Annotated in this window: 26 protein-coding genes; 13 read left to right on the top strand and 13 right to left on the bottom strand. The window is 60.5% G+C overall.

Annotated elements, in window-relative coordinates; all coding sequences use genetic code 11:
• From ASE80_RS21305 to ASE80_RS21295, 3 genes are read right to left on the bottom strand one after another with little or no spacing between them, the layout of a single operon-like run.
• The gene (locus ASE80_RS21305) at positions 1 to 273 is read right to left on the bottom strand and encodes an oxidative damage protection protein (RefSeq protein WP_056860676.1); all 273 of its coding nucleotides are present in this window, start codon (positions 271 to 273) and stop codon (positions 1 to 3) included.
• The gene (gene mutY / locus ASE80_RS21300; RefSeq protein WP_056860675.1) at positions 270 to 1,337 is read right to left on the bottom strand and encodes an A/G-specific adenine glycosylase; all 1,068 of its coding nucleotides are present in this window, start codon (positions 1,335 to 1,337) and stop codon (positions 270 to 272) included. Before mutY ends, ASE80_RS21305 begins: the two co-directional genes overlap by 4 nt.
• Positions 1,334 to 3,550: an AsmA family protein gene (locus ASE80_RS21295; RefSeq protein ID WP_056860674.1), complete on the bottom strand. Its 2,217-nt coding sequence runs from the start codon at positions 3,548 to 3,550 to the stop codon at positions 1,334 to 1,336. The genes mutY and ASE80_RS21295 overlap by 4 nt, the downstream gene beginning before the upstream one ends.
• Positions 3,551 to 3,876: 326 nt before the next feature.
• On the opposite strand from ASE80_RS21295, the gene ASE80_RS21290 reads away from it, so the two are divergent.
• The 7 genes from ASE80_RS21290 (at position 3,877) to ASE80_RS21260 (ending at position 9,714) form a co-directional block, all read left to right on the top strand.
• The gene (locus ASE80_RS21290) at positions 3,877 to 5,538 is read left to right on the top strand and encodes an OFA family MFS transporter (RefSeq protein ID WP_056860673.1); all 1,662 of its coding nucleotides are present in this window, start codon (positions 3,877 to 3,879) and stop codon (positions 5,536 to 5,538) included.
• 308 nt (positions 5,539 to 5,846) lie between these two features.
• Positions 5,847 to 6,440, top strand: a complete 594-nt coding sequence (gene hisB / locus ASE80_RS21285; protein ID WP_017138645.1) for an imidazoleglycerol-phosphate dehydratase HisB — start codon at positions 5,847 to 5,849, stop codon at positions 6,438 to 6,440.
• Positions 6,440 to 7,078, top strand: coding sequence for an imidazole glycerol phosphate synthase subunit HisH (hisH, locus tag ASE80_RS21280; RefSeq protein WP_056860672.1), 639 nt, complete (start codon positions 6,440 to 6,442; stop codon positions 7,076 to 7,078). Before hisB ends, hisH begins: the two co-directional genes overlap by 1 nt.
• Positions 7,078 to 7,335, top strand: coding sequence for a DUF2164 domain-containing protein (locus tag ASE80_RS21275; RefSeq protein WP_056860671.1), 258 nt, complete (start codon positions 7,078 to 7,080; stop codon positions 7,333 to 7,335). Before hisH ends, ASE80_RS21275 begins: the two co-directional genes overlap by 1 nt.
• A gap of 39 nt (positions 7,336 to 7,374) precedes the next feature.
• Entirely contained in the window at positions 7,375 to 8,112 is a 738-nt protein-coding gene (gene hisA, locus ASE80_RS21270) for a 1-(5-phosphoribosyl)-5-[(5-phosphoribosylamino)methylideneamino]imidazole-4-carboxamide isomerase (RefSeq protein ID WP_008435688.1), read from the top strand.
• A gap of 9 nt (positions 8,113 to 8,121) precedes the next feature.
• Positions 8,122 to 8,892, top strand: coding sequence for an imidazole glycerol phosphate synthase subunit HisF (gene hisF / locus ASE80_RS21265; protein WP_017138643.1), 771 nt, complete (start codon positions 8,122 to 8,124; stop codon positions 8,890 to 8,892).
• A 66-nt stretch (positions 8,893 to 8,958) separates the two neighbouring features.
• Entirely contained in the window at positions 8,959 to 9,714 is a 756-nt protein-coding gene (locus ASE80_RS21260; RefSeq protein ID WP_056860670.1) for a substrate-binding periplasmic protein, read from the top strand.
• On the opposite strand, the gene ASE80_RS21255 is transcribed toward ASE80_RS21260, so the two are convergent.
• The 4 genes from ASE80_RS21255 to ASE80_RS21240 form a co-directional block, all read right to left on the bottom strand.
• Positions 9,667 to 10,956, bottom strand: a complete 1,290-nt coding sequence (locus ASE80_RS21255) for a Vps62-related protein (protein WP_056860669.1) — start codon at positions 10,954 to 10,956, stop codon at positions 9,667 to 9,669. The genes ASE80_RS21260 and ASE80_RS21255 overlap by 48 nt on opposite strands.
• Before the next feature lie 63 nt (positions 10,957 to 11,019).
• On the bottom strand, positions 11,020 to 11,805 hold the full coding sequence (locus ASE80_RS21250; RefSeq protein ID WP_056860668.1) for a divergent polysaccharide deacetylase family protein: 786 nt from the start codon (positions 11,803 to 11,805) through the stop codon (positions 11,020 to 11,022).
• A 1-nt stretch (position 11,806) separates the two neighbouring features.
• Positions 11,807 to 13,114, bottom strand: coding sequence for a S41 family peptidase (locus tag ASE80_RS21245; RefSeq protein ID WP_056860667.1), 1,308 nt, complete (start codon positions 13,112 to 13,114; stop codon positions 11,807 to 11,809).
• A gap of 30 nt (positions 13,115 to 13,144) precedes the next feature.
• Positions 13,145 to 14,440 (bottom strand): murein hydrolase activator EnvC family protein, encoded by a 1,296-nt coding sequence (locus ASE80_RS21240; protein WP_056860666.1) that lies wholly within the window; start codon positions 14,438 to 14,440, stop codon positions 13,145 to 13,147.
• Between the two features lie 243 nt (positions 14,441 to 14,683).
• Between ASE80_RS21240 and ASE80_RS21235 the strand changes: the two genes are divergently transcribed.
• Positions 14,684 to 15,196 (top strand): PBECR2 nuclease fold domain-containing protein, encoded by a 513-nt coding sequence (locus tag ASE80_RS21235; RefSeq protein ID WP_056860665.1) that lies wholly within the window; start codon positions 14,684 to 14,686, stop codon positions 15,194 to 15,196.
• Positions 15,197 to 15,412: 216 nt separating this feature from the next.
• Here the strand turns inward: ASE80_RS21235 and gpmI are convergent, their stop codons facing one another.
• Positions 15,413 to 16,939: a 2,3-bisphosphoglycerate-independent phosphoglycerate mutase gene (gene gpmI, locus ASE80_RS21230; protein WP_056860664.1), complete on the bottom strand. Its 1,527-nt coding sequence runs from the start codon at positions 16,937 to 16,939 to the stop codon at positions 15,413 to 15,415.
• A 151-nt stretch (positions 16,940 to 17,090) separates the two neighbouring features.
• On the opposite strand from gpmI, the gene ASE80_RS21225 reads away from it, so the two are divergent.
• From ASE80_RS21225 to secB, 3 genes are read left to right on the top strand one after another with little or no spacing between them, the layout of a single operon-like run.
• The gene (locus tag ASE80_RS21225; RefSeq protein ID WP_017138635.1) at positions 17,091 to 17,504 is read left to right on the top strand and encodes a rhodanese-like domain-containing protein; all 414 of its coding nucleotides are present in this window, start codon (positions 17,091 to 17,093) and stop codon (positions 17,502 to 17,504) included.
• 1 nt (position 17,505) lies between these two features.
• On the top strand, positions 17,506 to 17,760 hold the full coding sequence (gene grxC / locus ASE80_RS21220) for a glutaredoxin 3 (protein WP_056860663.1): 255 nt from the start codon (positions 17,506 to 17,508) through the stop codon (positions 17,758 to 17,760).
• A 42-nt stretch (positions 17,761 to 17,802) separates the two neighbouring features.
• Positions 17,803 to 18,282, top strand: coding sequence for a protein-export chaperone SecB (secB, locus tag ASE80_RS21215; RefSeq protein ID WP_012721755.1), 480 nt, complete (start codon positions 17,803 to 17,805; stop codon positions 18,280 to 18,282).
• Between the two features lie 149 nt (positions 18,283 to 18,431).
• Here the strand turns inward: secB and ASE80_RS21210 are convergent, their stop codons facing one another.
• Positions 18,432 to 18,887, bottom strand: a complete 456-nt coding sequence (locus ASE80_RS21210) for a tRNA (cytidine(34)-2'-O)-methyltransferase (protein ID WP_003171120.1) — start codon at positions 18,885 to 18,887, stop codon at positions 18,432 to 18,434.
• Here ASE80_RS21210 and ASE80_RS21205 point away from each other — a divergent pair.
• Positions 18,886 to 19,326, top strand: coding sequence for a hypothetical protein (locus ASE80_RS21205; protein ID WP_056860662.1), 441 nt, complete (start codon positions 18,886 to 18,888; stop codon positions 19,324 to 19,326). The genes ASE80_RS21210 and ASE80_RS21205 overlap by 2 nt on opposite strands.
• Before the next feature lie 539 nt (positions 19,327 to 19,865).
• Here ASE80_RS21205 and ntrC read toward each other — a convergent pair.
• The 3 genes from ntrC to ASE80_RS21190 form a co-directional block, all read right to left on the bottom strand.
• Entirely contained in the window at positions 19,866 to 21,302 is a 1,437-nt protein-coding gene (gene ntrC / locus ASE80_RS21200) for a nitrogen regulation protein NR(I) (protein ID WP_017138632.1), read from the bottom strand.
• Positions 21,299 to 22,384, bottom strand: a complete 1,086-nt coding sequence (glnL, locus tag ASE80_RS21195) for a nitrogen regulation protein NR(II) (RefSeq protein ID WP_056860661.1) — start codon at positions 22,382 to 22,384, stop codon at positions 21,299 to 21,301. Before glnL ends, ntrC begins: the two co-directional genes overlap by 4 nt.
• A gap of 373 nt (positions 22,385 to 22,757) precedes the next feature.
• Positions 22,758 to 23,393, bottom strand: a complete 636-nt coding sequence (locus tag ASE80_RS21190) for a chorismate mutase (RefSeq protein WP_371920496.1) — start codon at positions 23,391 to 23,393, stop codon at positions 22,758 to 22,760.
• Between the two features lie 326 nt (positions 23,394 to 23,719).
• Between ASE80_RS21190 and ASE80_RS21185 the strand changes: the two genes are divergently transcribed.
• Entirely contained in the window at positions 23,720 to 23,965 is a 246-nt protein-coding gene (locus ASE80_RS21185) for a DUF6124 family protein (protein WP_056860659.1), read from the top strand.
• A 69-nt stretch (positions 23,966 to 24,034) separates the two neighbouring features.
• On the opposite strand, the gene glnA is transcribed toward ASE80_RS21185, so the two are convergent.
• Positions 24,035 to 25,441, bottom strand: a complete 1,407-nt coding sequence (gene glnA, locus ASE80_RS21180) for a glutamate--ammonia ligase (RefSeq protein WP_056860658.1) — start codon at positions 25,439 to 25,441, stop codon at positions 24,035 to 24,037.
• Positions 25,442 to 25,665 lie beyond the last annotated feature (224 nt).

Here is a 25,665-nt window from a genome sequence, read left to right as displayed (position 1 = left end):
TTATTGAGCAGGCGGCACGTAGCCGTCGGCCTTGGCGTAATCCTCGCCGGAAAAGAACTTGTCCATTTCGCCCGCCAGGTATTTACGGTCTTCGGCGTTCATCATGTTCAGGCGTTTTTCGTTGATCAGCAGGGTCTGGTGTTTCAGCCAGTCGCCCCAGGCCTGGGCAGAGATATGTTCGAAAATATCCTGGCCCTTGGCGCCTGGGTACGGAGGACGTTCCAGGCCTGGCAGTTCTTCTTTGTACTTGCGGCACATTACGGTGCGGGTCATGACGAAACTCCTGCGTTCAATACGTCGGCCGCGCGCTTCAGCAGTTTTTTCACCGGGGCGGCAAGGCCCAGGCGCGGCGGGGTGGCGAGGTTATACCAGAGCCAGTCGGCCTCGGCCACGTGATGGGCGGATTCCTCGACCTGCACCAGCCAGGGTTCGATGGCCAGCTGGAAGTGGCTGAAGGTGTGGATCAGCCCCGGCAGCGCCTGTTGTTCGCCCAGTGCCAGCGCGTGCTGGTTGGCGAGGTGTTCCAGGTCTTCCAGGTCGTCAAGTTCCGGCAAGCTCCACAAACCGCCCCACAGGCCCGTGGACGGGCGACGGTAAAGCAGAATCGCGCCCTCGGCGTTGGCCAGCAGTGGCATCAGCGTGCGCTTTTGCGGGATGGTCTTGCGCGGCTTGGGGATCGGGTAACGCGTCTCCAGGCCGAGCATGTGGGCTTCGCAGCCTTTTTCCAGCGGGCACAGCAGGCAGCTGGGCTTGCTGCGCGTGCAGAGCGTGGCGCCCATGTCCATCATGGCCTGGGTGTAGGCGTTGACGCGATCGTGGGGTGTAAAGCGCTCAGCGGTGGCCCAGAGCTGTTTCGCGACCTTGGGTTCGCCGGGGTAGCCTTCTTGCGCGGTAAAGCGCGCCAGCACGCGTTTGACATTGCCGTCGAGGATCGGCGCGCGCAGGCCCATGCTCAAGCTGGCGATGGCGCCGGCAGTGGACAGGCCAATGCCGGGCAGCTCAGTGAGTTTTTCCACATCCTTGGGAAATTCGCCGCCGTATTCCGCGACCACGATTTTGGCAGTCTTTTGCAGGTTACGTGCACGGGTGTAATAACCCAGGCCCGTCCACAGGTGCAGCACTTCATCTTCCGGCGCGGCGGCCAGGGCTTCGACCGTCGGCAAGGAAGCCATGAAGCGGTCGAAGTAGTTGAGCACCGTGCTCACCTGGGTTTGTTGCAACATGATCTCCGAGACCCACACCCGGTAAGGCGTGATGCCCTGTTGCCAGGGCAGGTCATGGCGACCGTGGCGGTCGTACCAGTCCAGCACCGCCTGTGAAAACTGCTCGTTTCTCATCGTTTGAACAGGCCTTTAAGGGCGTCTTTAAGCTGCGGATTAACCTTGTCGAGCTTCTCTTCGATCTTATCGCTGAGCTTGTTGCCGGCGGCTTTGATGGCGACCTGGGTCAAGCCGTCCTTGTCCAGGCGGCAGGCCTTGGCGCCCAGTTCCAGCGGGCCACGGCAGCGCAGCGGCACTTCGATGTTCTGGAAGTTGGCGCCCACCTGGCAGGCCGGGTCCGGCACGTCGCGCTGGTCGCCTTCGACGATGATGCCGACGCGATAGTCCATGCCCAGCACGCGCAGGTCGACGTCACCGTTACCGTTGACCGCCAGGCCCGGGATGCGCACTTTGAGGTCGGGGTTACTCGCCACGCCGTTACGCAAGTTAAGCGTGCCGCGCAGTTCCTGGAACGGCGTGTCCTTGCCTTGTGGCGTGGCGCTGAGGGTCTTGCGGTTGAGCAAGGCAATGCCGGTGCACAGTTGCTGTTCAATGTTGGCATTGAGCAGCGCGCCGTTAGTGATCACAAAGCTGGCGGTACCGTTGAGGCTGTCGATCAGCGCCTTTTGGCTGTTGCCACGGCCGCTGAGGTTGCTGTCGAGTGTGACCTGGCCTTTGACCGGCGGGTTTTGCCCCTGAGCTTGCAGGATACGTTCAACCGGTACTTGCTTGATGTGGGTTTGCAGCGCCAGCACCGGGATGTCCTGGCGCACATCGAGTGTGCCGTTGGCCTGGAAGGTGCCGTTGTAGAGGCCGCCGCTCAAGGTGTCGAGCTTGAGCTGGCCATCGGCGCCGGAGGCTTTGAGCGCTGCATTCTGGATCGGCAGCTTGCTTAAGGTCAGTTGCCCAAAGGCCAGGTCGGCGTTGACGTCCAGGGCGCGCAGGCGGGTCAGTGGCAGCAGCTTGTCGGTGCTCCACGCGCCTTTGGTCGGGGCTTCCGGCAAGGGTGTGGTGCCGCCGGCAGCCATGGCGCCGGCTTCGCTGTTCTGCACTTCGGCCTGGCGGGCGGCGGTTGCGCCTTTGGCCGATTCGGACTTGGCCGGCAGGTAGTTGTCGGCGTTGAAGGTGTCGCCCTGGAGCTGCACGCGCAGGGCTTGCCTGGCGAAGTCATCCACGGCGATACGACCGGTGAAGGTGCTGCCGTCGAGTTTCAGGTTCAGGTCTTCCAGCGCCACGCTGGTCGGGGTGCCCTTGAGGCGGCTGACCAGCTCGACTTTGCTCAGGCTGCCGTCAGCCATGGGCGGCAGCGGGTGGCCGACGCTGTCGAGGAACTTGACCAGGTCAAACTGGGCAATCGACAGTGCGCCGCTGACTTGCGGGGTTTTGTTCAGGTCATTGACCTTCAGTTCGCCCAAGGCCCGCAGTTGGTTGGCGGAGAGCTTGAGGTTGGTCCATTCGGCGATGTTGGCCGCCAGGTCCACCAGCAATTGGCCCTGGGTGGAGAAGGTCACGGTCTTGCCTTGCAGCGGCTCGCCGGTGGCTTCGCCGCTGAGTTTCATGTCTTCGAACTGGTAGCGCTGCAGGGCACGCTGGATGCGCAGGTTGCCGTTCAGTTCGGTTTTGACCCGCATCAGTGGCTGGTTGCTGCCCAGGAAGGCGGTGAGCTTGAGTGGAATGCTCGCGCCTTCGTGCACGGCGCCGGCGCTCAGTTGGATACTTTCGGCGCTGAACTGTTTGCCGGTCTGCTCATCGTTGTATTCAACGCGGGCGTTGTTGATGGTCAGGCTGTCGATGTCCAGGCGGATCGGCTTGGGCGGCTTTTCCGGTTCGGGCTCGGCCGGGGCTTGCGTTGGGGCAGGGGCGCTGGCGGTTTCGGTCGCATCCGGCACGTTCTTGCCGATGTCTTCCCAGTTGCCGTGGCCTTGCTTGTCGCGGTTAAGGCGCAGGTTGAGGCCTTCGACACGCACATCGCTCATCTGCACTTCGCGGCGCAGCAGCGGCAGCACGCGCACCGACAGGCCGAGCATCTGCAAGTCGGCGAACGGTTGGGTCGGGTTGGTCATGGTCGCCACGCTGGCTTCATGCAACTCAAGGCCCAGCCAGGGGAACAGGCTCCAGCCGATATCGCCATTGAGCGTCAGCTCGATGTGGGCCTTGTCGCGGGCAATCTGGCGAATCTCGTCTTTGTAGTCGTTGGGATCGAAGAGGTGGGTCAGGGCAAAGCCCAGGGCCACAATGATCAGCAACAGCCCGAGGAGTACCAGACCCAGGATTTTGCCGAACGCTTTCATGGGCGAGTCCTTGTATGTCGATTTCAAAATTTAGCCGCAGAGTATAACGCCCGAAGGCCTGCGTCAGTTCACGCATCGTTACATTGTATCTAGCACCGGCAAAATCGGATTTTGCTGTCAAACAAATCAGTTTGAGTAAAAAAGGTGATGTCAGTTTGGTTTTTCTGTCATCCACTGGTGCTAATCTTCGCGGGTTCGTCTGTCGTCTGCGACACAAGGTCGCGCTTAAAAGGAGCTTTACTCAACAACAACGGCCAACGCTCTGCGTGCAAGGTCGAGGGAGAGAGTGCCTGACGGACACATACTAATAACTGGGGGAAACACCAATGAGCACTAGCACTGCGGCCGGTAGTACTGCCGCAAAGCCCGCGTTCCTGTCCAAGGAACGCATTATCGCCAAGCCCGGCTTCAACCGCTGGCTGGTTCCACCGGCCGCCCTGGCCATCCACCTCTGCATCGGCATGGCCTACGGGTTCTCGGTGTTCTGGCTGCCGCTGTCCAAGGCACTAGGTATCACCGCACCGGTCGCCTGCGCGCCGGACATGAGCTTTATCGCGCAAGTCTTCTCGTCCCAGTGCGACTGGCCCATCTCCATGCTGGGCTGGATCTACACCCTGTTCTTCATCTTCCTGGGCTGCTCGGCGGCCATCTGGGGTGGCTGGCTGGAACATGCCGGGCCACGTAAAGCCGGTGTTGTCTCGGCCTTGTGCTGGTGCGGCGGCCTGTTGATCTCGGCGCTGGGGATTTATACCCACCAGATCTGGCTGATGTGGATCGGCTCCGGTGTGATTGGTGGTATCGGCCTGGGCCTGGGCTACATCTCGCCGGTGTCGACCCTGATCAAGTGGTTCCCGGACAAGCGCGGCATGGCTACCGGCATGGCGATCATGGGCTTCGGCGGTGGCGCGATGGTGGGTGCACCGTTGGCCGCAGCGCTGATGGGCCATTTCGCTTCGCCAACCAGCGTGGGCGTGTGGCAGAGCTTTGTGGTCATGGCCGTCATCTACTTCGTGTTCATGATTGGTGGCGCACTCTCATACCGCGTGCCGCCGACCGGCTGGAAGCCTGAGGGCTGGACCGCTCCGGCGAAAAAAGCCAGCAACGCGATGATCACCCACCGCCACGTGCACGTGAACGTAGCGTGGAAAACCCCGCAATTCCGCCTGGTATGGCTGGTGCTGTGCCTGAACGTGTCCGCCGGTATCGGCATCCTCGGCATGGCGTCGCCGCTGTTGCAGGAAGTGTTCGGTGGCAAGTTGCTGGGTGTGGATGTGCCGTTTGGCCAGCTGGACGCAGGTCAACTGGCTTCCATTGCGGCCATCGCTGCTGGTTTCACCGGTCTGTTGAGCCTGTTCAACATCGGTGGCCGGTTCTTCTGGGCGTCGTTCTCCGACTACCTGGGTCGTAAAAACACCTACTTCGTGTTCTTCGCCCTGGGCTTTGCCCTGTACGCGCTGATCCCGAACCTGGGGCACCTGGGCAACGTGGCGCTGTTTGTGGCGGCGTTCTGCATCATCCTGTCGATGTACGGCGGCGGTTTTGCGACTGTGCCTGCGTACCTGGCCGACCTGTTCGGCACCCAAATGGTCGGCGCGATCCACGGTCGCCTGTTGACCGCATGGGCGGCGGCGGGCGTGCTTGGCCCGGTGCTGGTGAACTACTTGCGTGAGTATCAGCTGAGCATCGGCGTTCCGCGCGCTGCGGCCTACGACATCACCTTGTACATCCTTGCAGGCCTGTTGGTGCTGGGTTTCCTCTGCAACCTGCTGGTGCGGCCGGTGGCCGACAAGTACTTCATGACCGACGCCGAGCTGGCTGCCGAACAGGCGCTGGGCCATGACAAAGGCGCCGATGCCAGCACTTCGCTGGAGTGGAAAGCGGCCCCTGGTACTGTGCCGATGGCGATTGCTGCCTGGCTGGTGGTAGGTATTCCGTTGGCGTGGGGTGTGTGGGTGACCCTGCAGAAGACGGCGGTGTTGTTCCACTAATACCGCAATCCCCTGTAGGAACAGGACTTGTGTGGGAGCTGGCTTGCCTGCGATAGCATCACCACGGTGTAACTGAAATACCGAGGTGTCTGCATCGCAGGCAAGCCAGCTCCCACACAAGCCAGTTCCCACACTGGATCTCTACTTGTTTCAAGACAGCGGCGGGGCGCACCATCCTGGAGCGCCTGCTTGTATGCACATGTCTATCCCCGACACTCCATCAGTCTTATCCCCTTCGATGTTTCTGTTTAGCGCCCGCACCCCTATAATGGCTGCCTTTTTCGCCCAATGATTTTGCGGAGCTGGTGATGGCCGAACGTAAGGTATCCGTCGAGCGCGACACTCTGGAAACCCAGATCAAAGCCTCGATCAACCTGGATGGCACCGGAAAGGCCCGATTTGATATCGGTGTACCTTTTCTTGAGCACATGCTGGACCAGATCGCCCGCCACGGGCTGATCGACCTGGATATCGTCAGCAAGGGCGACCTGCATATCGACGACCACCACACGGTCGAAGACGTAGGCATCACCCTCGGCCAGGCATTTGCCAAGGCCATCGGCGACAAAAAAGGCATCCGTCGCTACGGCCATGCCTATGTCCCGCTGGACGAAGCGCTGTCGCGTGTGGTCATCGACTTCTCCGGCCGCCCAGGCCTGCAGATGCATGTGCCGTACACCCGCGCCACCGTGGGTGGCTTCGATGTCGACCTGTTCCAGGAATTTTTCCAGGGCTTCGTCAACCACGCACTCGTCAGCCTGCACATCGACAACCTGCGCGGCACCAACACCCACCACCAGATCGAAACCGTGTTCAAGGCTTTCGGCCGCGCACTGCGCATGGCCGTAGAGCTGGATGACCGCATGGCCGGGCAAATGCCGTCGACCAAGGGCGTTCTGTAATGCAGACGGTCGCGGTTATCGATTACGGCATGGGTAACCTGCACTCGGTGGCCAAGGCGCTCGAGCACGTAGGCGCCGGCAAGGTGCTGATCACCAGCGATGCCAACGTGATTCGCGAAGCCGACCGCGTGGTGTTCCCCGGTGTCGGCGCGATTCGCGATTGCATGGCCGAGATCCGCCGCCTGGGCTTTGACAGCCTGGTGCGCGAAGTCAGCCAGGACCGCCCGTTCCTCGGCATCTGCGTGGGCATGCAAGCCTTGCTCGACAGCAGTGAAGAGAACGGCGGCGTCGACTGCATCGGCCTGTTCCCTGGCCAGGTGAAGTTCTTCGGTAAAGACCTGCACGAAGACGGCGAGCACTTGAAGGTGCCGCATATGGGTTGGAACGAAGTCAGCCAGACCGTCGAGCACCCGCTGTGGCACGACATTCCGGACCTGGCGCGTTTCTACTTTGTGCACAGCTACTACATCAATGCCGGTAACCCGCGCCACGTGGTGGGTGGCGGGCATTACGGCGTCGATCTTGCCGCAGCGTTGGCCGACGGTTCGCGCTTTGCCGTGCAGTTCCACCCGGAGAAGAGCCATACCCATGGCCTGCAATTGCTGCAGAACTTCGCCGCGTGGGATGGTCGCTGGTAATGGCCAAGAAGCCCAAGCCGCCGATCTTGAACCTCACGCCCGAACAGGAGCTTGAGGCGACCGACAAGATCAAGCGTTTCATGGAGGACCGTTTCGAGCTCAAGTTGGGCTCGTTCGAGGTCGCCGAGATTCTTGAGCTGTTCACCACCGAAGTGGCGCCGCACTATTACAACAGGGCGATTTTCGACACGCAGACGCTCCTTAAAGAAAGGTTCGAAAGCATCGAAAGCGACCTGTGGTCGCTTGAGAAACCCTGATTTCCCAAGCATTGCTGAATATCGAATAAGGTTTGCCAGATGCTGATTATCCCCGCTATCGATCTCAAGGACGGCGCTTGTGTACGCCTGCGCCAAGGCCGCATGGAAGACTCCACCGTGTTCTCCGATGACCCGGTGAGCATGGCTGCCAAATGGGTAGAAGGTGGCTGCCGTCGTCTGCATCTGGTGGACTTGAACGGCGCCTTCGAAGGCCAGCCAGTCAATGGCGAAGTGGTGACCGCCATCGCCAAGCGCTACCCGAACTTGCCGATCCAGATCGGCGGCGGCATTCGCTCCCTGGAAACCATCGAGCACTACGTCAAGGCTGGCGTGAGCTACGTGATCATCGGCACCAAAGCGGTGAAAGACCCGGCGTTTGTGGCAGAAGCCTGCCGTGCGTTTCCGGGCAAGGTCATCGTGGGGCTGGATGCCAAAGACGGCTTCGTCGCCACCGATGGCTGGGCTGAAATCAGCACCGTGCAGGTCATCGACTTGGCCAAGCAGTTCGAAGCCGACGGCGTGTCCGCCATCGTTTATACCGACATCGCCAAAGACGGCATGATGCAGGGCTGCAACGTGCCGTTCACCGCTGCGCTGGCCGCCGCGACCAGGATCCCGGTGATCGCCTCCGGTGGCATTCACAACCTGGGTGACATCAAGTCGCTGCTGGACGCCAAGGCGCCCGGCATCATCGGCGCCATCACCGGCCGCGCGATCTACGAAGGTACTTTGGACGTCGCCGAAGCCCAGGCTTACTGCGACGCCTACAACGGCTGAGGACTGACCATGGCGCTGGCCAAACGCATCATCCCTTGCCTGGACGTCGACAACGGTCGCGTGGTCAAGGGCGTCAAGTTCGAGAACATCCGCGACGCCGGCGACCCGGTGGAAATCGCCCGTCGCTATGATGAGCAAGGTGCCGACGAGATTACCTTTCTCGACATCACCGCCAGCGTCGACGGCCGCGACACCACGTTGCATACCGTCGAGCGCATGGCCAGCCAGGTGTTTATCCCGCTGACCGTGGGCGGTGGCGTGCGCACCGTGCAAGACATCCGCAACCTGCTCAATGCCGGTGCGGACAAGGTCTCGATCAACACCGCTGCCGTGTTCAACCCGGAGTTCGTCGGCGAAGCCGCGCAGCACTTCGGCTCGCAATGCATCGTGGTCGCTATCGACGCCAAGAAGGTCTCCGGCCCGGGCGAAACCCCGCGCTGGGAGATCTTCACCCACGGCGGTCGCAAGCCCACCGGCCTGGACGCGGTGGAATGGGCGATGAAGATGGAAGCCCTGGGCGCCGGTGAAATCCTGCTGACCAGCATGGACCAGGACGGCATGAAAAACGGTTTTGACCTGGGCGTGACCCGCGCCATCAGCGATGCGCTGGGCATCCCGGTGATCGCCTCCGGCGGTGTTGGCAACCTGCAGCACCTGGCCGACGGCGTGATCGAAGGTCACGCCAGCGCGGTGCTGGCGGCGAGCATTTTCCACTTTGGCGAATACACCGTGCCCGAGGCCAAAGCCTATATGGCCGCGCGCGGTATCGTCGTTCGCTAAACGCTGCTGGACACCCTGGCAGGCGCGGGGCACTCTCTGCGCTTGCCATGGATTCCGGTAGCCTTCATGTTCAAGACCCTTCTGCTTGCTCTCGCCAGTACGTCCATTCTGTTGACGGGCTTGGCTCACGCCGAAGAACCGTCCGACGCCTCCCTGGTGTTGCTGACGGAAAACTTCCCGCCTTACAACATGGCGAAAAACGGCAAGAACTTTGCCAAGGAAGAAAACATCGAGGGCATCGCCGTCGATATCGTGCGCGAGACGTTCAAGCGTGCGGGCATTTCCTACAACCTGACTCTGCGTTTTCCTTGGGAGCGCATCTACAAGCTCGCCCTGGAAAAGCCCGGTTATGGCGTCTTTGTGACGGCGCGTTTGCCGGACCGCGAAGCCCTGTTCAAATGGGTCGGCCCCATCGGCCCGGATGATTGGGTAATGCTGGCCAGGGCCGACAGCAAGATTGAGCTGACAGACCTTGAACAGGCCCATCGATACAAGGTCGGCGCCTACAAAGGTGACGCCATAGCCGAGACCCTGGAAAAGCAGGGCCTTAAGCCCATCGTTGCGCTGCGTGACCAGGACAACGCGCAAAAACTGGTGGATGGCCAGATCGACCTGTGGGCCACCGGCGATCCGGCGGGCCGTTATCTGGCTCGCCAGGTGGGGGTGACCCAACTGAAAACCGTGCTGCGCTTCAACAGTGCCCAGTTGTACCTGGCGCTGAATAAAGACGTGCCGGATGAGGTGGTGGCCAAGCTTCAGGCAGCGCTCGACCAGTTACGGGATGAGGGTGGGGTCGATCAGATCATGGCCCGTTACCTCTAGCTCAGGCTGCGTTTGGGGCGTTTGCGCCGCTGGCGGTGGTTCGTCAGGCAGCGGCTCGGCGTTTGGATAATCGCTCAGGTAGATGTTGTCACCATTGGTATAGCTGGCGGTGCTTGAAACCTGGCTGCCGTCCTGTCGCAGCAGGCGGTATTCGCTTTGTAGAAGGTAAGCTGCAACGGCTTTCTTTGGCGGAACGTAGGTGATGATCTCCAGCGACGAAGCCTGGTCCCAGCCTTTGGCCGAACGTTGCGTGTGGGTGAAGTCGCGATCCAGGTGCGCCGAAAAATTCAACTCGAAAACCTGTTCGCCGACTGGCCACTCTTTGCCCAGGTCGATGCTGGTGTTGGCCGCCAGAGCCTTGGCAGTCCCACCTGTTTCACCTTTTGCAGCCGTCCACATGAACGGCTGACGGGTCGCTTCGATGTTGTGCCCAAAACCTACACAAAGGTGGCGGTCGGCGCGCTCCAGGCGATAGGTCGGCGACGACTGAAACTGTTCAACCACGGTCAATTCCGGGTCTTTGACACAGAACCAGGGCAGCTCGCACGCCTGGGGCGTGTGGGCGGTTTCATCAGGCTCCGGGCGTTCGTACCCGCTGAGGGTCGGCGGTGGCAGGTCGTGCAGCTGCGCTGTCAATGTCAGGCGCAGCGAATAGGCCTCAAGGCTTGGCCTGGCATAGTTGCCAGTGCCGATGAAAGTGCCGGGGGCCAGGTATATTTCGCCGGCGGGTGCATCGGGAGGTGTCACCGACCAGAGGCTCAAATCGCTGGCGGCGCCGCTGCCTTTATCGTCCCAGATCAATTCGCCCGCTTGAGCGGCCATCACCAGGTCTGCTCGCACGCACCGCACGGCATGGCGTGAGGGTTTGTCGTAGTCCACGCCGTATACCAGCCCCATCGCCACATAGCCTTCTGGTGGCAGTGGGCGCCAGATAGATGCATTGCTCAGCGCTCCGGTGCCTTCATCTTGCCACACCAATTGATAATCGACGGGCGCACGCAGGGCCGTGCCGTCGACCTTGTTCGCGTCGCTGACCACGGCGACAACGTTGGCGTGGTTGATATTGCGATAGTGGTTCACCGCGATATCACCCAAGGTAAAAAACGGGCTCAGGGCATCGGAGGCGGTGCTCGGCCGCCAGAGGCCGACGGCTTTGTGCGCGCCCGACCCTTTGTCGTTCCACAGCGGCAGAAACTCGCTGGTAAAGCTGATGAGCAGGTCATTGAATTGCAGAGGCTTCATGGAGGGCTCTCCAGTTGATGAGAGCATCAACTATCGAGCAGGGCACTCGGTGCCGAGCGGTAACTATCTACGCGCCGGAAGATAGGTCCCGTTTTTGCCGTGTGCCGCCATGGCTTGGTTGCTGCGCACGCTGATCATCAACTTGATATCAATCCAGTCGATGCCCTGGGCCTTGAGCTTGGGCAACTCACGCTCCAGTACCGCCAGCGTTTGCGGGTAAGGGTGGCCGATCATCACCACCGAGCCCTGTTTGTGCGCCAGCTTGATCGCGGTTTGCAATTGCGTGGCAATCGCCGCCTCGGTGCGCTCGTCATCCAGGAACACATCCCGTGACACATGCGCCAGCCCGATCTTCTGCGCCTCGGCGGCCGCGACGGTCTGTGCGCTGGTGCGGCTGTCGACAAAGAACTTGTTGCGCCGTTGCAGCTCGGCCATCAACCACGCCATCGCCGCTGGCTGGGCGGTCATGCGGCTGCCCATATGGTTGTTGATGCCGGCGGTGTAGGGCACGGCCTTGAAAGCGGCGTCCAGGCGCTTGCCGAGTTCCTCGATGGGCAGCTCGGGGTGCCAGGCGAACGGGCCGGTGGCCGGGTCCATGGGCATGTGCAGAATCACGATCTTGCCGGCCTTGTGCGCTTCACGGGCGAATTCGGCGGCGTGGGGCGTGTCGGGCATGATCGCCGTGGTCACCGGCCCAGGCAGGGCCAGCACGCGACGGTCCCGGGGCAGGTTTTGCCCCAGGTCGTCGATGATAAGGGTCAGGTAGGCTTTTTGCGGCTCGCCGGCAGGGGTCGCGTGGGCGACGCCTGCCAGGCTGCACAGCAGAGCGATGATCAGGGCAAAACGCATATCAACGGCTGCGCGTAATGCTCAGGCCTTTAAGCAGGCTGAGCGCCTGGGCCAGTTGGTAGTCGTCGTCCTGCGGCATCGGCTTGGCTTTGGTGCCACTGCCGGTCGGCTGGTCGGCGCCGCCGTTGCCATTGCCCAAGTGACCTTGCAGGTCGGCTTCTTTGTAGTACTCGCTGTCGACCTCGTTGGTGATCTTGGCCCGGCGCACCTCGATGTCCGGCACGATGCCCTGGGCCTGGATCGAGCGACCGTTCGGCGTGTAGTACAGCGCCGTGGTGATCTTCAGGGCGCGGTCGTTGTTCAGCGGCAATACGGTTTGCACCGAGCCTTTGCCGAAGCTGGTGGTGCCCATCAGCACGCCGCGCTTCTGGTCTTGCAGGGCACCGGCGACGATTTCCGACGCCGAGGCGCTGCCGCCGTTGATCAGCACGGCCAGTGGCACGCCTTCGCTCAGGTCGTTGCCGGTGGCCGAGAAGCGCAACTCGGAGTTGGCGATACGGCCCTTGGTGTACACGATCAGGCCTTTGCTGATGAAGTGGTCGACCACTTCAACCGCCGACTGCAGTACGCCGCCTGGGTTGTTACGCAGGTCGAGCACGATGCCGTTGAGTTTCTTGCCGTTGTCTTTGCGCAGCTTGGCCAGGGCCTTGGCCACTTCGTCGCCGGTCTTGACCTGGAACTGGGTGATACGGATGTAACCGTAGCCTGACTCCAGCAACTGGCTCTTCACGCTCTTGACCGTGATGGTCGCGCGGGCCAGGGTCACGTCAAACGGGTTGCCGCCGTCGCGTACGAGGGTCAGGGTGATTTTCTGGCCGAGCTTGCCGCGCATCTTGTCGACGGCTTCGGTCATGGACTGGCCACGGGTCGGCTGGCCGTTGATCTTCACGATCAAGTCGCCGGCCTGAATGCCCGCCTTGGACGCAGGGGTGTCATCGATCGGCGAGACCACTTTGATCTGGCCATCTTCGGAACCGACTTCGATGCCCAGGCCGCCGAACTCACCGCTGGTGCTTTCCTGCAGCTCGGCAAAGTCTTCCGGCCCCAGGTAAGCGGAGTGCGGGTCGAGGTTGCTGAGCATGCCCTTGATGGCATTTTCCAGCAGGGTCTTGTCGTCTACGGGTTCGACATAGGCTGCCTTGATCCGGTCCATGACCTCGGCAAAGGTACGCAGCTCGTCCAGCGGCAGCGGCGCCTTGGTGGTCGCAGCGGTGGCGGCGGGTGCAGCCTGGTCGGCAAAAGCCAGAGGCGCGCCGATCACCAGGGCGATCGTCAGGGCCAGCGAAGTGAGGCGGGACAAATGCAGCATGTCGAACGAACTCCTAATGTAGGTGCAGCCCTATCCTTGGGAACGGCACCATTGTGCAGGGTCGCTCGGGCGGCCCTGCTGACGAATAGCGAAGTACAGCGCCGGGGTGTCCTGGCCGCCACTGTTACCGACAGTGGAGATGGATTCACCGGCTTTTACAACATCACCTGCCGACTTGAGTAATGTCTGATTGTGGCCGTAAAGGCTCAAATAGCCATTGCCGTGGTCAAGAATCACCAACAAACCGGCGCCGCGCAGCCAATCGGCGAACACCACACGCCCACCGTGAACGGCGTGGACCTGGCTGCCGGCGGCGGCGCTGATCATCACCCCATCCCACTTGGCGCGGGTGTCGTCGCCACGGGTTTCACCAAAGCGCGCCAGTAGTCGACCATCAACTGGCCATGGAAGTTTTCCGCGGGCTGAAGCAAAAGGGCCGCCGAAGTTCTCGCCGGAGCTGGAAACCAGCGGCCCGGGCGCGGCGTGCGCCGGTTTACGCGGCGCCGGCGCGTCAGTGGTGGCGGCCAGCTCGGCTTCACGCTGGCGCTTTTTTTCCGCTTCCTGCTGGGCGATCAGCGCTTTTTGCCGCGCTTCTTCAGCCTCACGTGCCTGGCGAGCCAGGGTTTCTTCGATGGTTTTGAGCACTTTGCCCAGGTCAGCCTGGTCTTGCTCGCGCGCCTGGAGCTTGGCGTCGCGGGCTTTCACGTCATCATTGAGCTTGGCCAGGGCTTGCTGGCGTTCCTTACGGACTTTGTCCAACTGGTCGCGCTGAGTGTCGAGGGCGGTTTTCTGGTCAAGCAATTGCGACTGCTGGTCGGCGATTTCCTGCTCGACATTGGCCAGCTGGCGCAGGGTTTCATTAAAACCCTTCAATTGCGCCAGGCGGGCCTTGCTCAGGTAGTCGTAATAGGTGAGGGTGCGCGCGAATTTCTCGGGGTTCTGCTGGTTGAGCAGCAGCTTGAGGTATTCCTGGCGGCCGCTCTGGTAGGCGGCGCGGGCCTGGATCGCGATCAGGCGTTGCTGTTCAACGCGTGCGCTCTGGAGTTTTTTTTTCTCAGCGTCGAGTCGCTCCAGTTCCGACTCGCTCTTCTTTAATTCTTTTTGTAGCTCCTGGACCTGCTTCTCGAGCTTGCCCATCTCGGTTTCCGTGCCGCGCAGGTCTTTCTGCACCCCGGATTTTTCTTCCTGGAGCTTGCCGAGCAGTTTTTTCAGCTCGGTAATGTCCTGACGCGTAGCGTCCAACTGTTGTTGGGTTTGTGCGCGCTCATCGGCAAACGCCGGTTGGAGCAGGCAGACTAGAGCGAGGGTAATCAAGGCGCGAAGCATAGAGGCGGGCGACACCAGGGAAAGGGACGGCCTAGTATGCCCGCCAAGCGCCGCAAAAAAAACGTCTCAACGCCAACTGCTTTGAGGCGTTCGTCATAAAAACCCGTTCAGGGCGATTTAATTGGGCGGTTTGCAGGTTAAACCCTGATTGAAGAAACGCTTTGAAACGCTCCACCTGCACTGGTTTTTGCTGCTGAGAATAGACTCACGAGCCCTCTAATCAGGCAGTTGGCGCGATCGGCAATGTCCGGTATTCATGAGTCAAAAGGCCAGCAAACCTGGCTCGATTACGGATTGCCCGACCTGCGTAGCCTCGATCGGGCTCTACGTTCTTGCGCACTGGAGGAGGTGTTGGCGGGCAAAGACATTACCGATGCTGTCGATATCCTGGCTTCAAACCTGGGGATTGCCGACTCGGCATGCCCTCAGGTTTGTATAACTTCGCCTCTGGGCAGGGTATTGATCCAGCGCACGACGCTGCGGCACATCGTTGAAAAACGACAGGACGCCAGAGAGCGATATGTAAAATTCGCGCTGGATACGCTGACAGGGCCTCTGGAGATCTGGCGGGTGGCTTATAGCGACGGTTCGGCACGCCTGGCGTTCATCGGTGCGTATGAAACCAAGCGACAAATGCTGGTGGTGGTGAATATCCAGGCAGGCAATGTGTTGTGGAATTTCATGCAGACCGATGCCAAGGCGCTGAATAAGCATCGCCATGGGGAGCTGCTATACAAACGCTACCAACTTTTATAACAGGCAAAGAAAAGGGCAGTTCTCTCGAACTGCCCTAAATTAGAGCGCTTGATATTCATATACGCACCCTCAAGCAGGGGTGTGGAGGTCTCACCCTACGCTGATGTCCAGCCATCAACGGGGTTCCTACGCCAGTTATCGCCGCTGGAGGCAACTGGTTTCGCGCTCATGTTCATTATTGACGGGCTACTCGCTTTGAGCAACCCCCGAACTGTTTCAGACCAGAATCGAAGTACCGGTCATCTCTTTCGGTTTCTCCAGCCCCATCAGTTTCAGCATGGTCGGCGCCACGTCCGCCAGTACGCCGCCTTCACGCACTTTAAGGTCACGCTTGCCGACATAGATGAACGGCACCGGCTCGGTGGTGTGGGCGGTGTGGGCTTGGCCGGTGGATTCGTCGGACATTTGCTCGCAGTTGCCGTGGTCGGCGGTGATCAGCGCTTCGCCGCCGACTTTCTCCAGGGCGTCGACGATACGGCCGACGCACAGGTCCAGGCATTCCACGGCTTTAACGGCCGCTTCCAGGTTGCCGCTGTGGCCGACCATGTCACCGTTGGCGTAGTTGACCACGATCACGTCGTAACGCTGGTGTTCGATGGCATCGACGATCTTGTCGGTGACTTCCGGCGCGCTCATCTCCGGCTGCAGGTCGTAGGTAGCGACTTTTGGCGATGGGATCAGGATGCGTTCTTCGCCCGGGAACGGCTCTTCGCGGCCACCGGAGAAGAAGAAGGTCACGTGGGCGTATTTTTCGGTTTCGGCAATGCGCAGCTGAGTCTTGCCGTTTTTCGCCAAATAGTCGCCCAACACGTTTTCCAGGCTGCCCGGCGCGAATGCCGAAGGGGCCGGGATGTTGGCGGCGTATTGGGTGAGCATGACGAACTCGGCTTTCGGCTGGCGTGCGCGTTCGAAGTCCTTGAAACCGGCGTCAACGAATACGTGGCTCAGTTCACGGGCGCGGTCGGCACGGAAGTTCATGAACACCAGGGCGTCGCCGTCTTCGACTTTGACCGGCTCGCCGATGGTGGTGGCTTTGACGAACTCGTCGCTCTCGCCACGCGCATAGGCGGCTTCCAGGCCTTCCTGGGCGGTGGCGGCGTGAAATTCGCCCTGGCCTTCAGCGATCAGGTTGTAAGCCTGGGCGACACGGTCCCACCGGTTGTCACGGTCCATCGCAAAGTAACGGCCAACCAGGCTGGCGATGCGGCCCTTGCCGAGGGCGGCGAAGGTGGCGTCGAGCAGTTCGATGGACGATTGCGCGCTTTTCGGCGGCGTATCGCGGCCGTCGAGGAAGGCGTGCAGGTAGATTTTTTCGGCGCCGCGCTTGAAGGCCAGTTCGGCCATGGCAACCAGGTGGTCCTGGTGGCTGTGTACACCGCCGTCGGACAACAGGCCCATGAAGTGCACGGCTTTGCCGGCGGCTACGGCTTTATCCACCGCCGCGCAGATGGTCGGGTTCTCGAAGAACTCGCCATCACGGATCGCTTTGGTCACACGGGTGAAGTCCTGGTATACCACTCGTCCGGCGCCGAGGTTCATGTGGCCGACTTCCGAGTTGCCCATTTGGCCGTCCGGCAAGCCCACGTCCATACCGGAACCGGAGATCAGGCCGTTGGGTACGGTGGCGGTCAGGCGGTCGAGTACCGGCTTGCTGGCCGAGTACACGGCGTTGTCATGGTGGCTTTCACTGTGTCCAAAGCCATCGAGAATTATCAGGACCAAAGGTTTAGGCGTAGTAGTCATAGATCCTCTCGCGGCGTTAATAAAGGAAGACAATTGAAAAGGGAGTAGCAGTCTAAAGCGAAGTTCCGACCACGTCACCGCTTTACGGGGGTTGGCCGCCCCTGACGGCTGTGTATACTTACCGCCATTTTAACGCCCTGGAACCTCCTTGATGGTTGATCACCTGATTGCATTTGCCACTGCCCACTACCTGCTCGCGGGTGCCTTCGTCATCCTGCTGGCGCTGCTGATCGCTCATGAAATGAGCCGCGGTGGCCGCAGCCTGAGCACGTCGGAGCTGACCGCGCTGGTCAACAAGGATGAGGCCGTTGTCGTGGATATTCGCCCGGCCAAGGATTTCGCCGCCGGCCATATCGTCGGCGCCCTGAACATTCCACAGGACAAGCTGATCGCGCGCTTGCCCGAGCTGGAAAAACACAAGGCCAAGACCATTATTCTGGTCGACGCCCAAGGCCAGCACGCCGGCACCCATGCCCGCGAGATGCTCAAAGCCGGTTTCACCGCCGCCAAACTGTCCGGCGGTATCGGCAGCTGGAAGGCCGATAACCTGCCGCTGGTGAAGTGATATGAGCCAGGTTGTCGTTTACTCCAGCGATTGGTGCCCTTACTGCATGCGAGCCAAGGCCCTGCTTGAGAAGAAGGGTGTTGCTTTCGAAGAGATCAAGGTCGACGGCAAACCCCAAGTGCGCGCCGAAATGACCAAGAAAGCGGGACGCACGTCCGTGCCGCAGATCTGGATCGGCGACAAGCATGTCGGTGGGTGCGATGACCTGTTTGCTCTGGAGCGCGCCGGTAAACTCGATGCGCTGCTGCTCGTCTGACTCCTAAACCCTAAAAGACCCCAAGATCAAGAAGGATCTGCGATGACTGACCAACAGAACACCGAAGCAGCAGAAGCTCAAGGCCCACAGTTTTCGCTGCAGCGGATCTACGTGCGTGACCTGTCGTTCGAAGCGCCGAAAAGCCCGGCCATCTTCCGTCAGGAATGGACCCCAAGCGTTGCGCTGGACCTGAACACCCGTCAAAAGGCTCTGGAAGGCGACTTCCACGAAGTCGTGCTGACCTTGTCCGTGACTGTTAAGAACGGCGAAGAAGTAGCCTTCATCGCTGAAGTGCAACAGGCTGGTATCTTCCTGATCCAGGGCCTGGACGAAGCGTCCATGAGCCACACCCTGGGCGCGTTCTGCCCGAACATCCTGTTCCCGTATGCCCGTGAGACCCTGGACAGCCTGGTCACCCGTGGCTCGTTCCCTGCGCTGATGCTGGCGCCGGTGAACTTCGATGCCTTGTACGCGCAAGAGCTGCAGCGCATGCAACAGGAAGGTTCGTCGACTGTTCAGTAAGTTGACGCGATAAAAAATGTGGGAGCGGGCTTGTGTGGGAGCTGGCTTGCCTGCGATAGAATCACCTCAGTATCACTGATACACCGAGGTGAATGCATCGCAGGCAAGCCAGCTCCCACACAGGTCTGCTCCCACATTTTGTTTATGCGTTACTTGAAGCCGAGCTGGCGCCAGCCTTCATAGACCGCGACGGCCACGGTGTTGGACAGGTTCAAGCTGCGGCAACCCTCGCGCATCGGCAGGCGCAGACGATGGCCGTCGGGCAGGGCATCAAGCACCTCCGCCGGCAGGCCACGGCTTTCCGGGCCGAACAGGAAGGCGTCGCCTTCGGCAAAGCTGGCATCATGAAACGGCCGCGAGCCCTTGGTGGTGAACGCGAACAGCCGCGGGTGGCCCAAACTCTCCAGGCAGCTGGCGAGGTCGGCGTGGCGCTTGAGCGTGGCGTACTCGTGGTAATCCAGCCCGGCGCGGCGCAGGCGTTTGTCGTCCATGTCAAAGCCCAGCGGCTCGATCAAATGCAGGTGGCAGCCACTGTTGGCGCACAGCCTGATAACGTTGCCGGTATTCGGCGGAATTTCTGGTTGAAAAAGGATGACGTGAAACATGCACGGCTCCGAAGGCAAAGATGCGCTGCATTCTACCCCTGAAGACGACCCAAGGCCGAAGCTATTGCCACGGGTGATGGGCTCATTGGCAATTGTTGGTTTGATGATCGGGCTGATGATCGGCCGCCTGACCACGCCGGATCCGGTCGAACTGCAGCAGGTAGAAACAGCGGCAGACGGCGTGGTGGTGTGGTTCAACAGCGAACCCAAGCTGCACGGCGAACACGTCGACGGCACCGTTGCAGTGCTGTTCGACGCGCAAGGCAAGGCTGCCAGCGGGCAACTCAAGGTCAACGACAAGGACGTGAACTGGCGGGTTCGCAAAACCGACGGCGGCTTGCTGCTGAACCTGGTGGCGGCTCGGCCGTTGCGCGGGGAGTGGAAAGGCGAGAAGGCCGATGGCCGCTGGCGGCTGCAGATCCATCTGCGCGAAGAATAAAAGAGGGAGTTCCCGGCCTGCCTGTACCAGGGCTCCCAAAACGGGGTGAAGCCTTGCAAGGCTTCGGTGTTAAAGAGGGAATCCCCGGCCTGCCTGTACCGAGGTTCCCGAAACGGGTGTGGGGCGCGACGCGATCCGCATCAAGCACCCCGGGTGTAAAGAGGGGATTCTCGGCCTGCCTGTACCAAGGTCCCCGAAACTGGGTGATGTAAGGGTTATTGCAGGGCGCGTGCCAGAAGTTGCAATGTGTGCCAAAAAATTACGCCAGAAAGCGCAAAGCCCCGGAATACGGGGCTTTGGTGTTTTTGCGATTTGATTTTTTCTTGATTAGGCGGGTGTTTCAGGCTGGCTGGATGTGCGCGATGCTAGTTCATGGTGCATTGAAGCGGTGCACTCCACCTGATCGTTCCCACGCTCCGCGTGGGAATGCATCGTGTGACGCTCCGCGTCACCAGTGCACAGATCTGAACTTGCGGTGAGGCTCGGACGCGGAGCGTCCGGGGAGGCGTTCCCACGCCGAGCGTGGGAACGATCAGCAGTTAGGCTTCATCACCCTCATCATCATCCCCACCATCAACCTTCATCCCCAGCTCCTTGATCTTGCGCGTCAAGGTGTTGCGGCCCCAGCCGAGCAACACAGCGGCATCGCGGCGGCGGCCGGCGGTGTGCTTCAGGGCGGTTTCGATCATGATGCGCTCAAAGGCCGGTACGGCGCTGTCCAGCAGGTTCGATTGCCCGCGTGCCAGGGCCTGGTCGGCCCACTGGCGCAGCGCTTGCTCCCAGTTGGTCACCGGTGCCGAATCCTGCGGCAGGCTCAACAGCTCCGGCGGCAGGTCGCTGATATGCACCTCACGCCCGGATGCCATCACTGTGATCCAGCGGCAAGTGTTCTCCAACTGACGCACGTTGCCCGGCCACGGCAGGTTCTTGAGGTATTCCTCGGTCTCGCTTTTGAGCAGCTTCGGCTCCACCGCCAATTCTTGTGCGGCGCGGCTGAGGAAGTGACGGGCCAGGGTCGGGATGTCTTCGCGGCGGTCCGACATCCGAGGGATGTGGATACGAATTACGTTGAGGCGGTGAAACAAGTCCTCACGGAATTTGCCCGCGTGTACCAGTGTTTCCAGATTCTGGTGCGTCGCCGCAATGATCCGCACATCGACCTTGACCGGCGTGTGCCCGCCAACGCGGTAGAACTCACCATCTGCCAATACACGCAGCAAGCGCGTCTGGGTATCCGCCGGCATATCACCGATTTCATCCAGAAACAGCGTGCCGCCGTCGGCCTGTTCAAAGCGCCCGCGACGCAGGTTGGCCGCGCCGGTGAACGCGCCTTTTTCATGGCCGAACAGCTCGGACTCCATCAAGTCCTTCGGAATCGCCGCCATGTTCAGCGCGATAAACGGCGAAGCCGCCCGTGGGCTGTGACGGTGCAGCGCATGGGCCACCAACTCTTTACCGGTGCCCGACTCGCCGTTGATCAACACGGTGATGTTGGAGTGGCTCAAACGCCCGATGGCGCGAAACACTTCCTGCATCGCCGGTGCTTCACCGATGATTTCCGGGGTGCGGGTCAGGGCTGGCGGGGCTTCCTGGCTTTGTTGTTCCTGGGCGTGCTGGTTGGCGCGCTTGACCAGCGCCACCGCCTCGTCCACATCGAACGGCTTGGGCAGGTATTCAAAGGCACCGCCCTGATAAGACGCGACAGCGCTGTCCAGGTCCGAGTGCGCGGTCATGATGATCACCGGCAAACGCGGGTGCTGCTCGCGGATGCGTGCCAGCAAGTCCAGGCCACTGGCGCCGGGCATGCGGATGTCGGAGATGATCACGTCCGGCTGCTGACGAGCCAGGCGGCTCATCACCCCGTCGGCGCTGTCGAAGCTCTGGGTGGTCATGCCTTCCTGTTGCAAGGCTTTCTCGAGGACCCAGCGGATAGAACGGTCGTCATCGACGATCCAGACAGTTTCACTACGGCTCATGTCGATGGGGCTCCTTGTTCCAGAGGCAGAAAGATCGAGAACGTGGTGTGGCCGGGATGGCTTTCACATTCGATCAGACCCTGGTGCTGGCTGATGATGTTCTGGGTAATGGCCAGGCCCAGCCCGGTACCGTCCGGGCGGCCGCTGACCATGGGAAAGAAGATGGTTTCCTGCAGTTCGGCTGGGATGCCCGGGCCGTTGTCGATGATCTCGACCTTGGTGACCAGGCGGTGGCGCACATGGCCGATGGTGAACTGGCGCAGGGCGCGGGTGCGCAGGCTGATGCGGCCCAGGCGCAGCTCGTTCTGGCTGCTGATGGCCTGCATGGCGTTGCGCACAATATTGAGCACCGCCTGAATCATCTGCTCGCGGTCGATCAATACGTCGGGAATGCTGGGGTCGTAATCGCGCACCAGGGTGATGCAGCCCTGGCTTTCGGCCTCGACCAGCTGGCACACGCGCTCCAGCACTTCGTGCACGTTGGTCATCGCCAGGGACGGCAACTTGTTGGAGCCGAGCATGCGGTCCACCAGGTTACGCAGGCGGTCGGCCTCCTCGATGATGACGTTGGTGTAGTCCTTGAGGTGTTCCTCCGGCAACTCACGGGCCAGCAGCTGCGCCGCGCCGCGAATGCCGCCGAGGGGGTTTTTGATCTCGTGGGCCAGGCCGCGCACCAGCATCTTGCTGGTTTCCTGTTTGGACAGCTGCGCTTCTTCTTTAGTAATGCGCAGCAGACGGTCGCGCGGGTGCACTTCGAGCAACAGCAGGGTCGCGCCATTGCTCAAAATCGGGGTCACGGCGTAGTCGACGGTCAGGGTCTGGCCGGTGAGGGCGGTGAGCATCGCTTCGCGCTTGGTGAACGGGTGCGCCTGCTCCACGGCCTGGCGCAACGAACTCAAGGCCTCGGCCGACTCGGTGAACAATTCGCTGATGAACTGCCCATGGCTGCGCTGACCACTGATGGCCAGGAGCATCTCCGCCGCCGGGTTCATGTACTCAAGACGCAAGTCGTCATTGAGCAGGATGGTCGCGGTGGTCAGGTTGTCGAGTAACAAACGGTGCAGTGCATCGCTGATGGTCATCGGGACCTCTTTTGGAGCAAGGCGCGGGCTTGAGGCACACGCTGATACAAGGAAAATGCAAAAACCAAACCAAGGCTCCGAAAAGAAGCGTTAAACCCCTGAAATAAGGGTTTTAGGCGCGAAACTGTGGCGTTCTGCCAGCGTGATCGAGAAGAATCGAACCAAAATGGGCTGGGCGGGTGGGAAGTGTGCAGGCTGTCGCACCAATATAGTGCGGTTTTGTGAAGGTTGTTCAGGAAGTGGTGGCTGGCGAAAAATTGTCTGGAGGAGCGGAGTCAATGTGGGAGCTGGCTTGCGTGCGATAGCGGTGGCACATTCAACACCGCTATCGCAGGCAAGCCAGCTCCCACAGTTTTGATTGGGTTTGCAGGCTTTAACCTTTGTAGATACACAGCTCGGCGGTGGCGCGGATCATCGCCAGTTGGCGCAGCGGATCATTCAGCGGCTCATGCACGGCGGTGGCCAGCCACTGCGGGCACTGTGGATCGGTGCGCTGCGGGGTGAAGTCGGCCAGTTGCTGCAGCAGGGTTTTTTGCAGTTGGTCCAGTCGTGGGCGAATCTGCTTGATCAAATCCGGGCGCGGGTCGTCCGGGGCCTTGCCCTGGAACTGCCAGTCGGACAGGTGGGTGTACTGCACCAGTTTATTGGCCTCGATCTGCGCCGAGAAAAACTGCTCGGCGGCAGAAGGGTCGAGTTTGTAGTTGGGCGCTTGGGCGGCGACGCTGGCGATCACCTCTTGTTCGCGCTTTTTGTCCTCTACGGGCTTGTGGCTGTCCCATTTGCTCAGGGCTACCTGGTCGGCAATCTCCAGGCGCTCGGCGATGCTGTTGAGCAAGGGCTCCAGAGTGGGCGGCGCTGCGCTGGCACTGACGCTGACAAATAACAGAGCGAACACAAGTCGATGTTTCAAAGCGGATCTCCTGTGGGAGCTGGCTTGCCTGCGATGCGGGCAACTCGGGGCATCAGGTATACCCAGCGGATGCCATCGCAGGCAAGCCAGCTCCCACATTTTTAATCGGGTTGCAGGCCTGCAGCGGCGTCAGCCAGAGGCTACCTTAACTTGCGTGCTTGCCTACAGGTGCGCCAGAATCCGCCGGCTTGTACGGCTGGCTTGTCGTCTCTAAGGTTGCTCGGTCGCTGCTCATCAACGATCAGGTTTAGTAGCCTGAGGGTTAAGTTAAGTCGTACCACTCCGACCTTTATGGCGGCTGTGCGTAGGGCACCTTCGGGTGCGCCGGCTTTTGCTTAACTTCCCCGGTCTACTAACCTGCGCATAGCTGCCACCCTATCGTTTAGTAGCGAGTCGATGGCGGCCTCATTCGAGGAAGTTAAGACATGTTCAAGGCAACCCCAAATCCACCTCCACCTCCATCGGTTATCGCCATCGATCCTGACAGCGACGACGAATCCCTGCTGGTCAACAGCTTCGAAGCCTTCTCCTCAGTCAGCACCTTGTTGCTTGATTTGTCCGAGGCGCTGGAAGGCAAGCACCGCGATACCGTCCTGGCGATTCACCAGCTCAGTGCCCTCGGCACCTTGATGGTGGGCAACATGCTCGACCGCCACGCCCCGGCTCGCTAAACGCCAGGCAAAAAAAGACCTCCCGAAGGAGGTCTTTTTCGTTACGCCACGTTAAGCGGCGCTACCGGATCAGCAGCTGTAGTACAGCTCGTATTCCAGTGGGTGTACGAAGGTGCGTACTTTGATTTCTTCTTCGCTTTTCAGCTCGATGTAAGCGTTGATGAAGTCGTCGCTGAATACGCCGCCTTTGGTCAGGAACGCACGGCCCTTGTCCAGCTCTTCCAGGGCTTCTTTCAGGCTGCCGCACACTTGTGGGATCTCTTTGGCCTCTTCAGGCGGCAGGTCGTACAAGTTTTTGTCGGCGGCGTCGCCAGGGTGGATCTTGTTCTGGATACCGTCCAGGCCAGCCATTACCAGCGCAGCGAAGGCCAGGTATGGGTTGGCTGCCGGGTCCGGGAAGCGAGCTTCGATACGGCGAGCGCGCGGGCTGGACACGTAAGGAATACGGATCGAAGCGGAACGGTTACGCGCCGAGTAGGCCAGCATTACCGGTGCTTCGAAACCTGGCACCAGACGCTTGTAGGAGTTGGTCGACGGGTTGGTGAAGCCGTTCAGGGCCTTACCGTGCTTGATGATACCGCCGATGAAGTACAGGGCAGTGTCGGACAGGCCGGCATAACCTTCGCCAGCGAAGGTGTTCTTGCCATCTTTGGCGATGGACAGGTGAACGTGCATACCCGAACCGTTATCGCCGTACAGAGGCTTAGGCATGAAGGTAGCGGTACGGCCGTAGGCATCCGCCACGTTGTGTACGCAGTACTTCAGGGTCTGAACTTCGTCAGCCTTGGCCACCAGGGTGTTGAACTTCACACCGATTTCGTTCTGGCCGGCAGTCGCCACTTCGTGGTGGTGAACTTCGATGACCAGGCCCATTTCTTCCATGGCGTTGCACATGGAGGTACGGATTTCGTGGTCGTGGTCGAACGGCGGAACCGGGAAGTAGCCACCTTTGATACCTGGACGGTGGCCTTTGTTGCCGCCTTCGATGTCCTGGTCAGACATCCACGAACCTTGTTCGGAGAAGATCTTGAACATGGAGCCGGAGATGTCGGACTTGAACTTGACCGAATCAAAGATGAAGAATTCTGGCTCCGGGCCTACGAATACGGTGTCGCCGATACCGGTCGACTTCAGGTATTCCTCGGCACGCTTGGCGATCGCACGTGGGTCGCGGTCGTAGCCTTGCATGGTCGAAGGCTCGATCACGTCGCAGACGATGATCAGGGTTGGGTCTTCGGTGAACGGGTCGAGTACGGCAGTGCTGTCGTCCGGCATCAGGATCATGTCGGAAGCTTCGATGCCTTTCCAGCCGGCAATGGAGGAACCGTCGAACATTTTGCCTTCTTCGAAGAAAGCATCATCCAGCGCGTCGCGAGCCGGCATGGTCACGTGGTGCTGAGTACCTTTAGTGTCCGTGAAGCGCAGATCAATCCATTTAACGTCATGATCTTTGATGAGTTGAACCGACTTCGACATGGTGTCCTCCGGGTGGCTTCGGGCTGGGGTAGTGGAGTTAGCCCTTAGAATGTGGGTGATGCCGGCGCGAATACTCGACCAAGGCAACCTGCCTCACAAGAGAGCAAATTGCATGCCAGTGCGCCAACATGGCCTTTTTGCCTCAAAATGGCCCCTATAACGGTGCAATCCGCTGAAGCGGAATAAATAACGCACTGCAATGTAGCGTTAATTTGCGCAAATGA

The sequence above is a fragment of the Pseudomonas sp. Leaf15 genome (assembly GCF_001421425.1).
Classification (GTDB): domain Bacteria; phylum Pseudomonadota; class Gammaproteobacteria; order Pseudomonadales; family Pseudomonadaceae; genus Aquipseudomonas; species Aquipseudomonas salomonii.
The sequence above is the reverse complement of the archived record's forward strand: the minus strand, read 5'-3'. Positions and strand labels throughout refer to the sequence as shown.

Coding starts and splice junctions, on each gene's coding strand:
- gpmI (WP_056860664.1), bottom strand. CDS start 16,939: ATGACTACTACGCCTAAACCTTTGGTCCTGATAATTCTCGATGGCTTT.
- ASE80_RS21250 (WP_056860668.1), bottom strand. CDS start 11,805: ATGCGTTTTGCCCTGATCATCGCTCTGCTGTGCAGCCTGGCAGGCGTC.
- hisF (WP_017138643.1), top strand. CDS start 8,122: ATGGCGCTGGCCAAACGCATCATCCCTTGCCTGGACGTCGACAACGGT.
- ASE80_RS21295 (WP_056860674.1), bottom strand. CDS start 3,550: ATGAAAGCGTTCGGCAAAATCCTGGGTCTGGTACTCCTCGGGCTGTTG.
- hisA (WP_008435688.1), top strand. CDS start 7,375: ATGCTGATTATCCCCGCTATCGATCTCAAGGACGGCGCTTGTGTACGC.
- ASE80_RS21260 (WP_056860670.1), top strand. CDS start 8,959: ATGTTCAAGACCCTTCTGCTTGCTCTCGCCAGTACGTCCATTCTGTTG.
- ASE80_RS21190 (WP_371920496.1), bottom strand. CDS start 23,393: ATGTGGGAGCTGGCTTGCCTGCGATGGCATCCGCTGGGTATACCTGAT.
- glnL (WP_056860661.1), bottom strand. CDS start 22,384: ATGACCATCAGCGATGCACTGCACCGTTTGTTACTCGACAACCTGACC.
- grxC (WP_056860663.1), top strand. CDS start 17,506: ATGAGCCAGGTTGTCGTTTACTCCAGCGATTGGTGCCCTTACTGCATG.
- ASE80_RS21185 (WP_056860659.1), top strand. CDS start 23,720: ATGTTCAAGGCAACCCCAAATCCACCTCCACCTCCATCGGTTATCGCC.
- mutY (WP_056860675.1), bottom strand. CDS start 1,337: ATGAGAAACGAGCAGTTTTCACAGGCGGTGCTGGACTGGTACGACCGC.
- glnA (WP_056860658.1), bottom strand. CDS start 25,441: ATGTCGAAGTCGGTTCAACTCATCAAAGATCATGACGTTAAATGGATT.
- secB (WP_012721755.1), top strand. CDS start 17,803: ATGACTGACCAACAGAACACCGAAGCAGCAGAAGCTCAAGGCCCACAG.
- ASE80_RS21255 (WP_056860669.1), bottom strand. CDS start 10,956: ATGAAGCCTCTGCAATTCAATGACCTGCTCATCAGCTTTACCAGCGAG.
- ASE80_RS21225 (WP_017138635.1), top strand. CDS start 17,091: ATGGTTGATCACCTGATTGCATTTGCCACTGCCCACTACCTGCTCGCG.
- ASE80_RS21290 (WP_056860673.1), top strand. CDS start 3,877: ATGAGCACTAGCACTGCGGCCGGTAGTACTGCCGCAAAGCCCGCGTTC.
- ASE80_RS21205 (WP_056860662.1), top strand. CDS start 18,886: ATGCACGGCTCCGAAGGCAAAGATGCGCTGCATTCTACCCCTGAAGAC.
- hisB (WP_017138645.1), top strand. CDS start 5,847: ATGGCCGAACGTAAGGTATCCGTCGAGCGCGACACTCTGGAAACCCAG.
- ASE80_RS21240 (WP_056860666.1), bottom strand. CDS start 14,440: ATGCTTCGCGCCTTGATTACCCTCGCTCTAGTCTGCCTGCTCCAACCG.
- ASE80_RS21210 (WP_003171120.1), bottom strand. CDS start 18,887: ATGTTTCACGTCATCCTTTTTCAACCAGAAATTCCGCCGAATACCGGC.
- ASE80_RS21305 (WP_056860676.1), bottom strand. CDS start 273: ATGACCCGCACCGTAATGTGCCGCAAGTACAAAGAAGAACTGCCAGGC.
- ASE80_RS21275 (WP_056860671.1), top strand. CDS start 7,078: ATGGCCAAGAAGCCCAAGCCGCCGATCTTGAACCTCACGCCCGAACAG.
- ntrC (WP_017138632.1), bottom strand. CDS start 21,302: ATGAGCCGTAGTGAAACTGTCTGGATCGTCGATGACGACCGTTCTATC.
- ASE80_RS21235 (WP_056860665.1), top strand. CDS start 14,684: ATGTCCGGTATTCATGAGTCAAAAGGCCAGCAAACCTGGCTCGATTAC.
- ASE80_RS21245 (WP_056860667.1), bottom strand. CDS start 13,114: ATGCTGCATTTGTCCCGCCTCACTTCGCTGGCCCTGACGATCGCCCTG.
- hisH (WP_056860672.1), top strand. CDS start 6,440: ATGCAGACGGTCGCGGTTATCGATTACGGCATGGGTAACCTGCACTCG.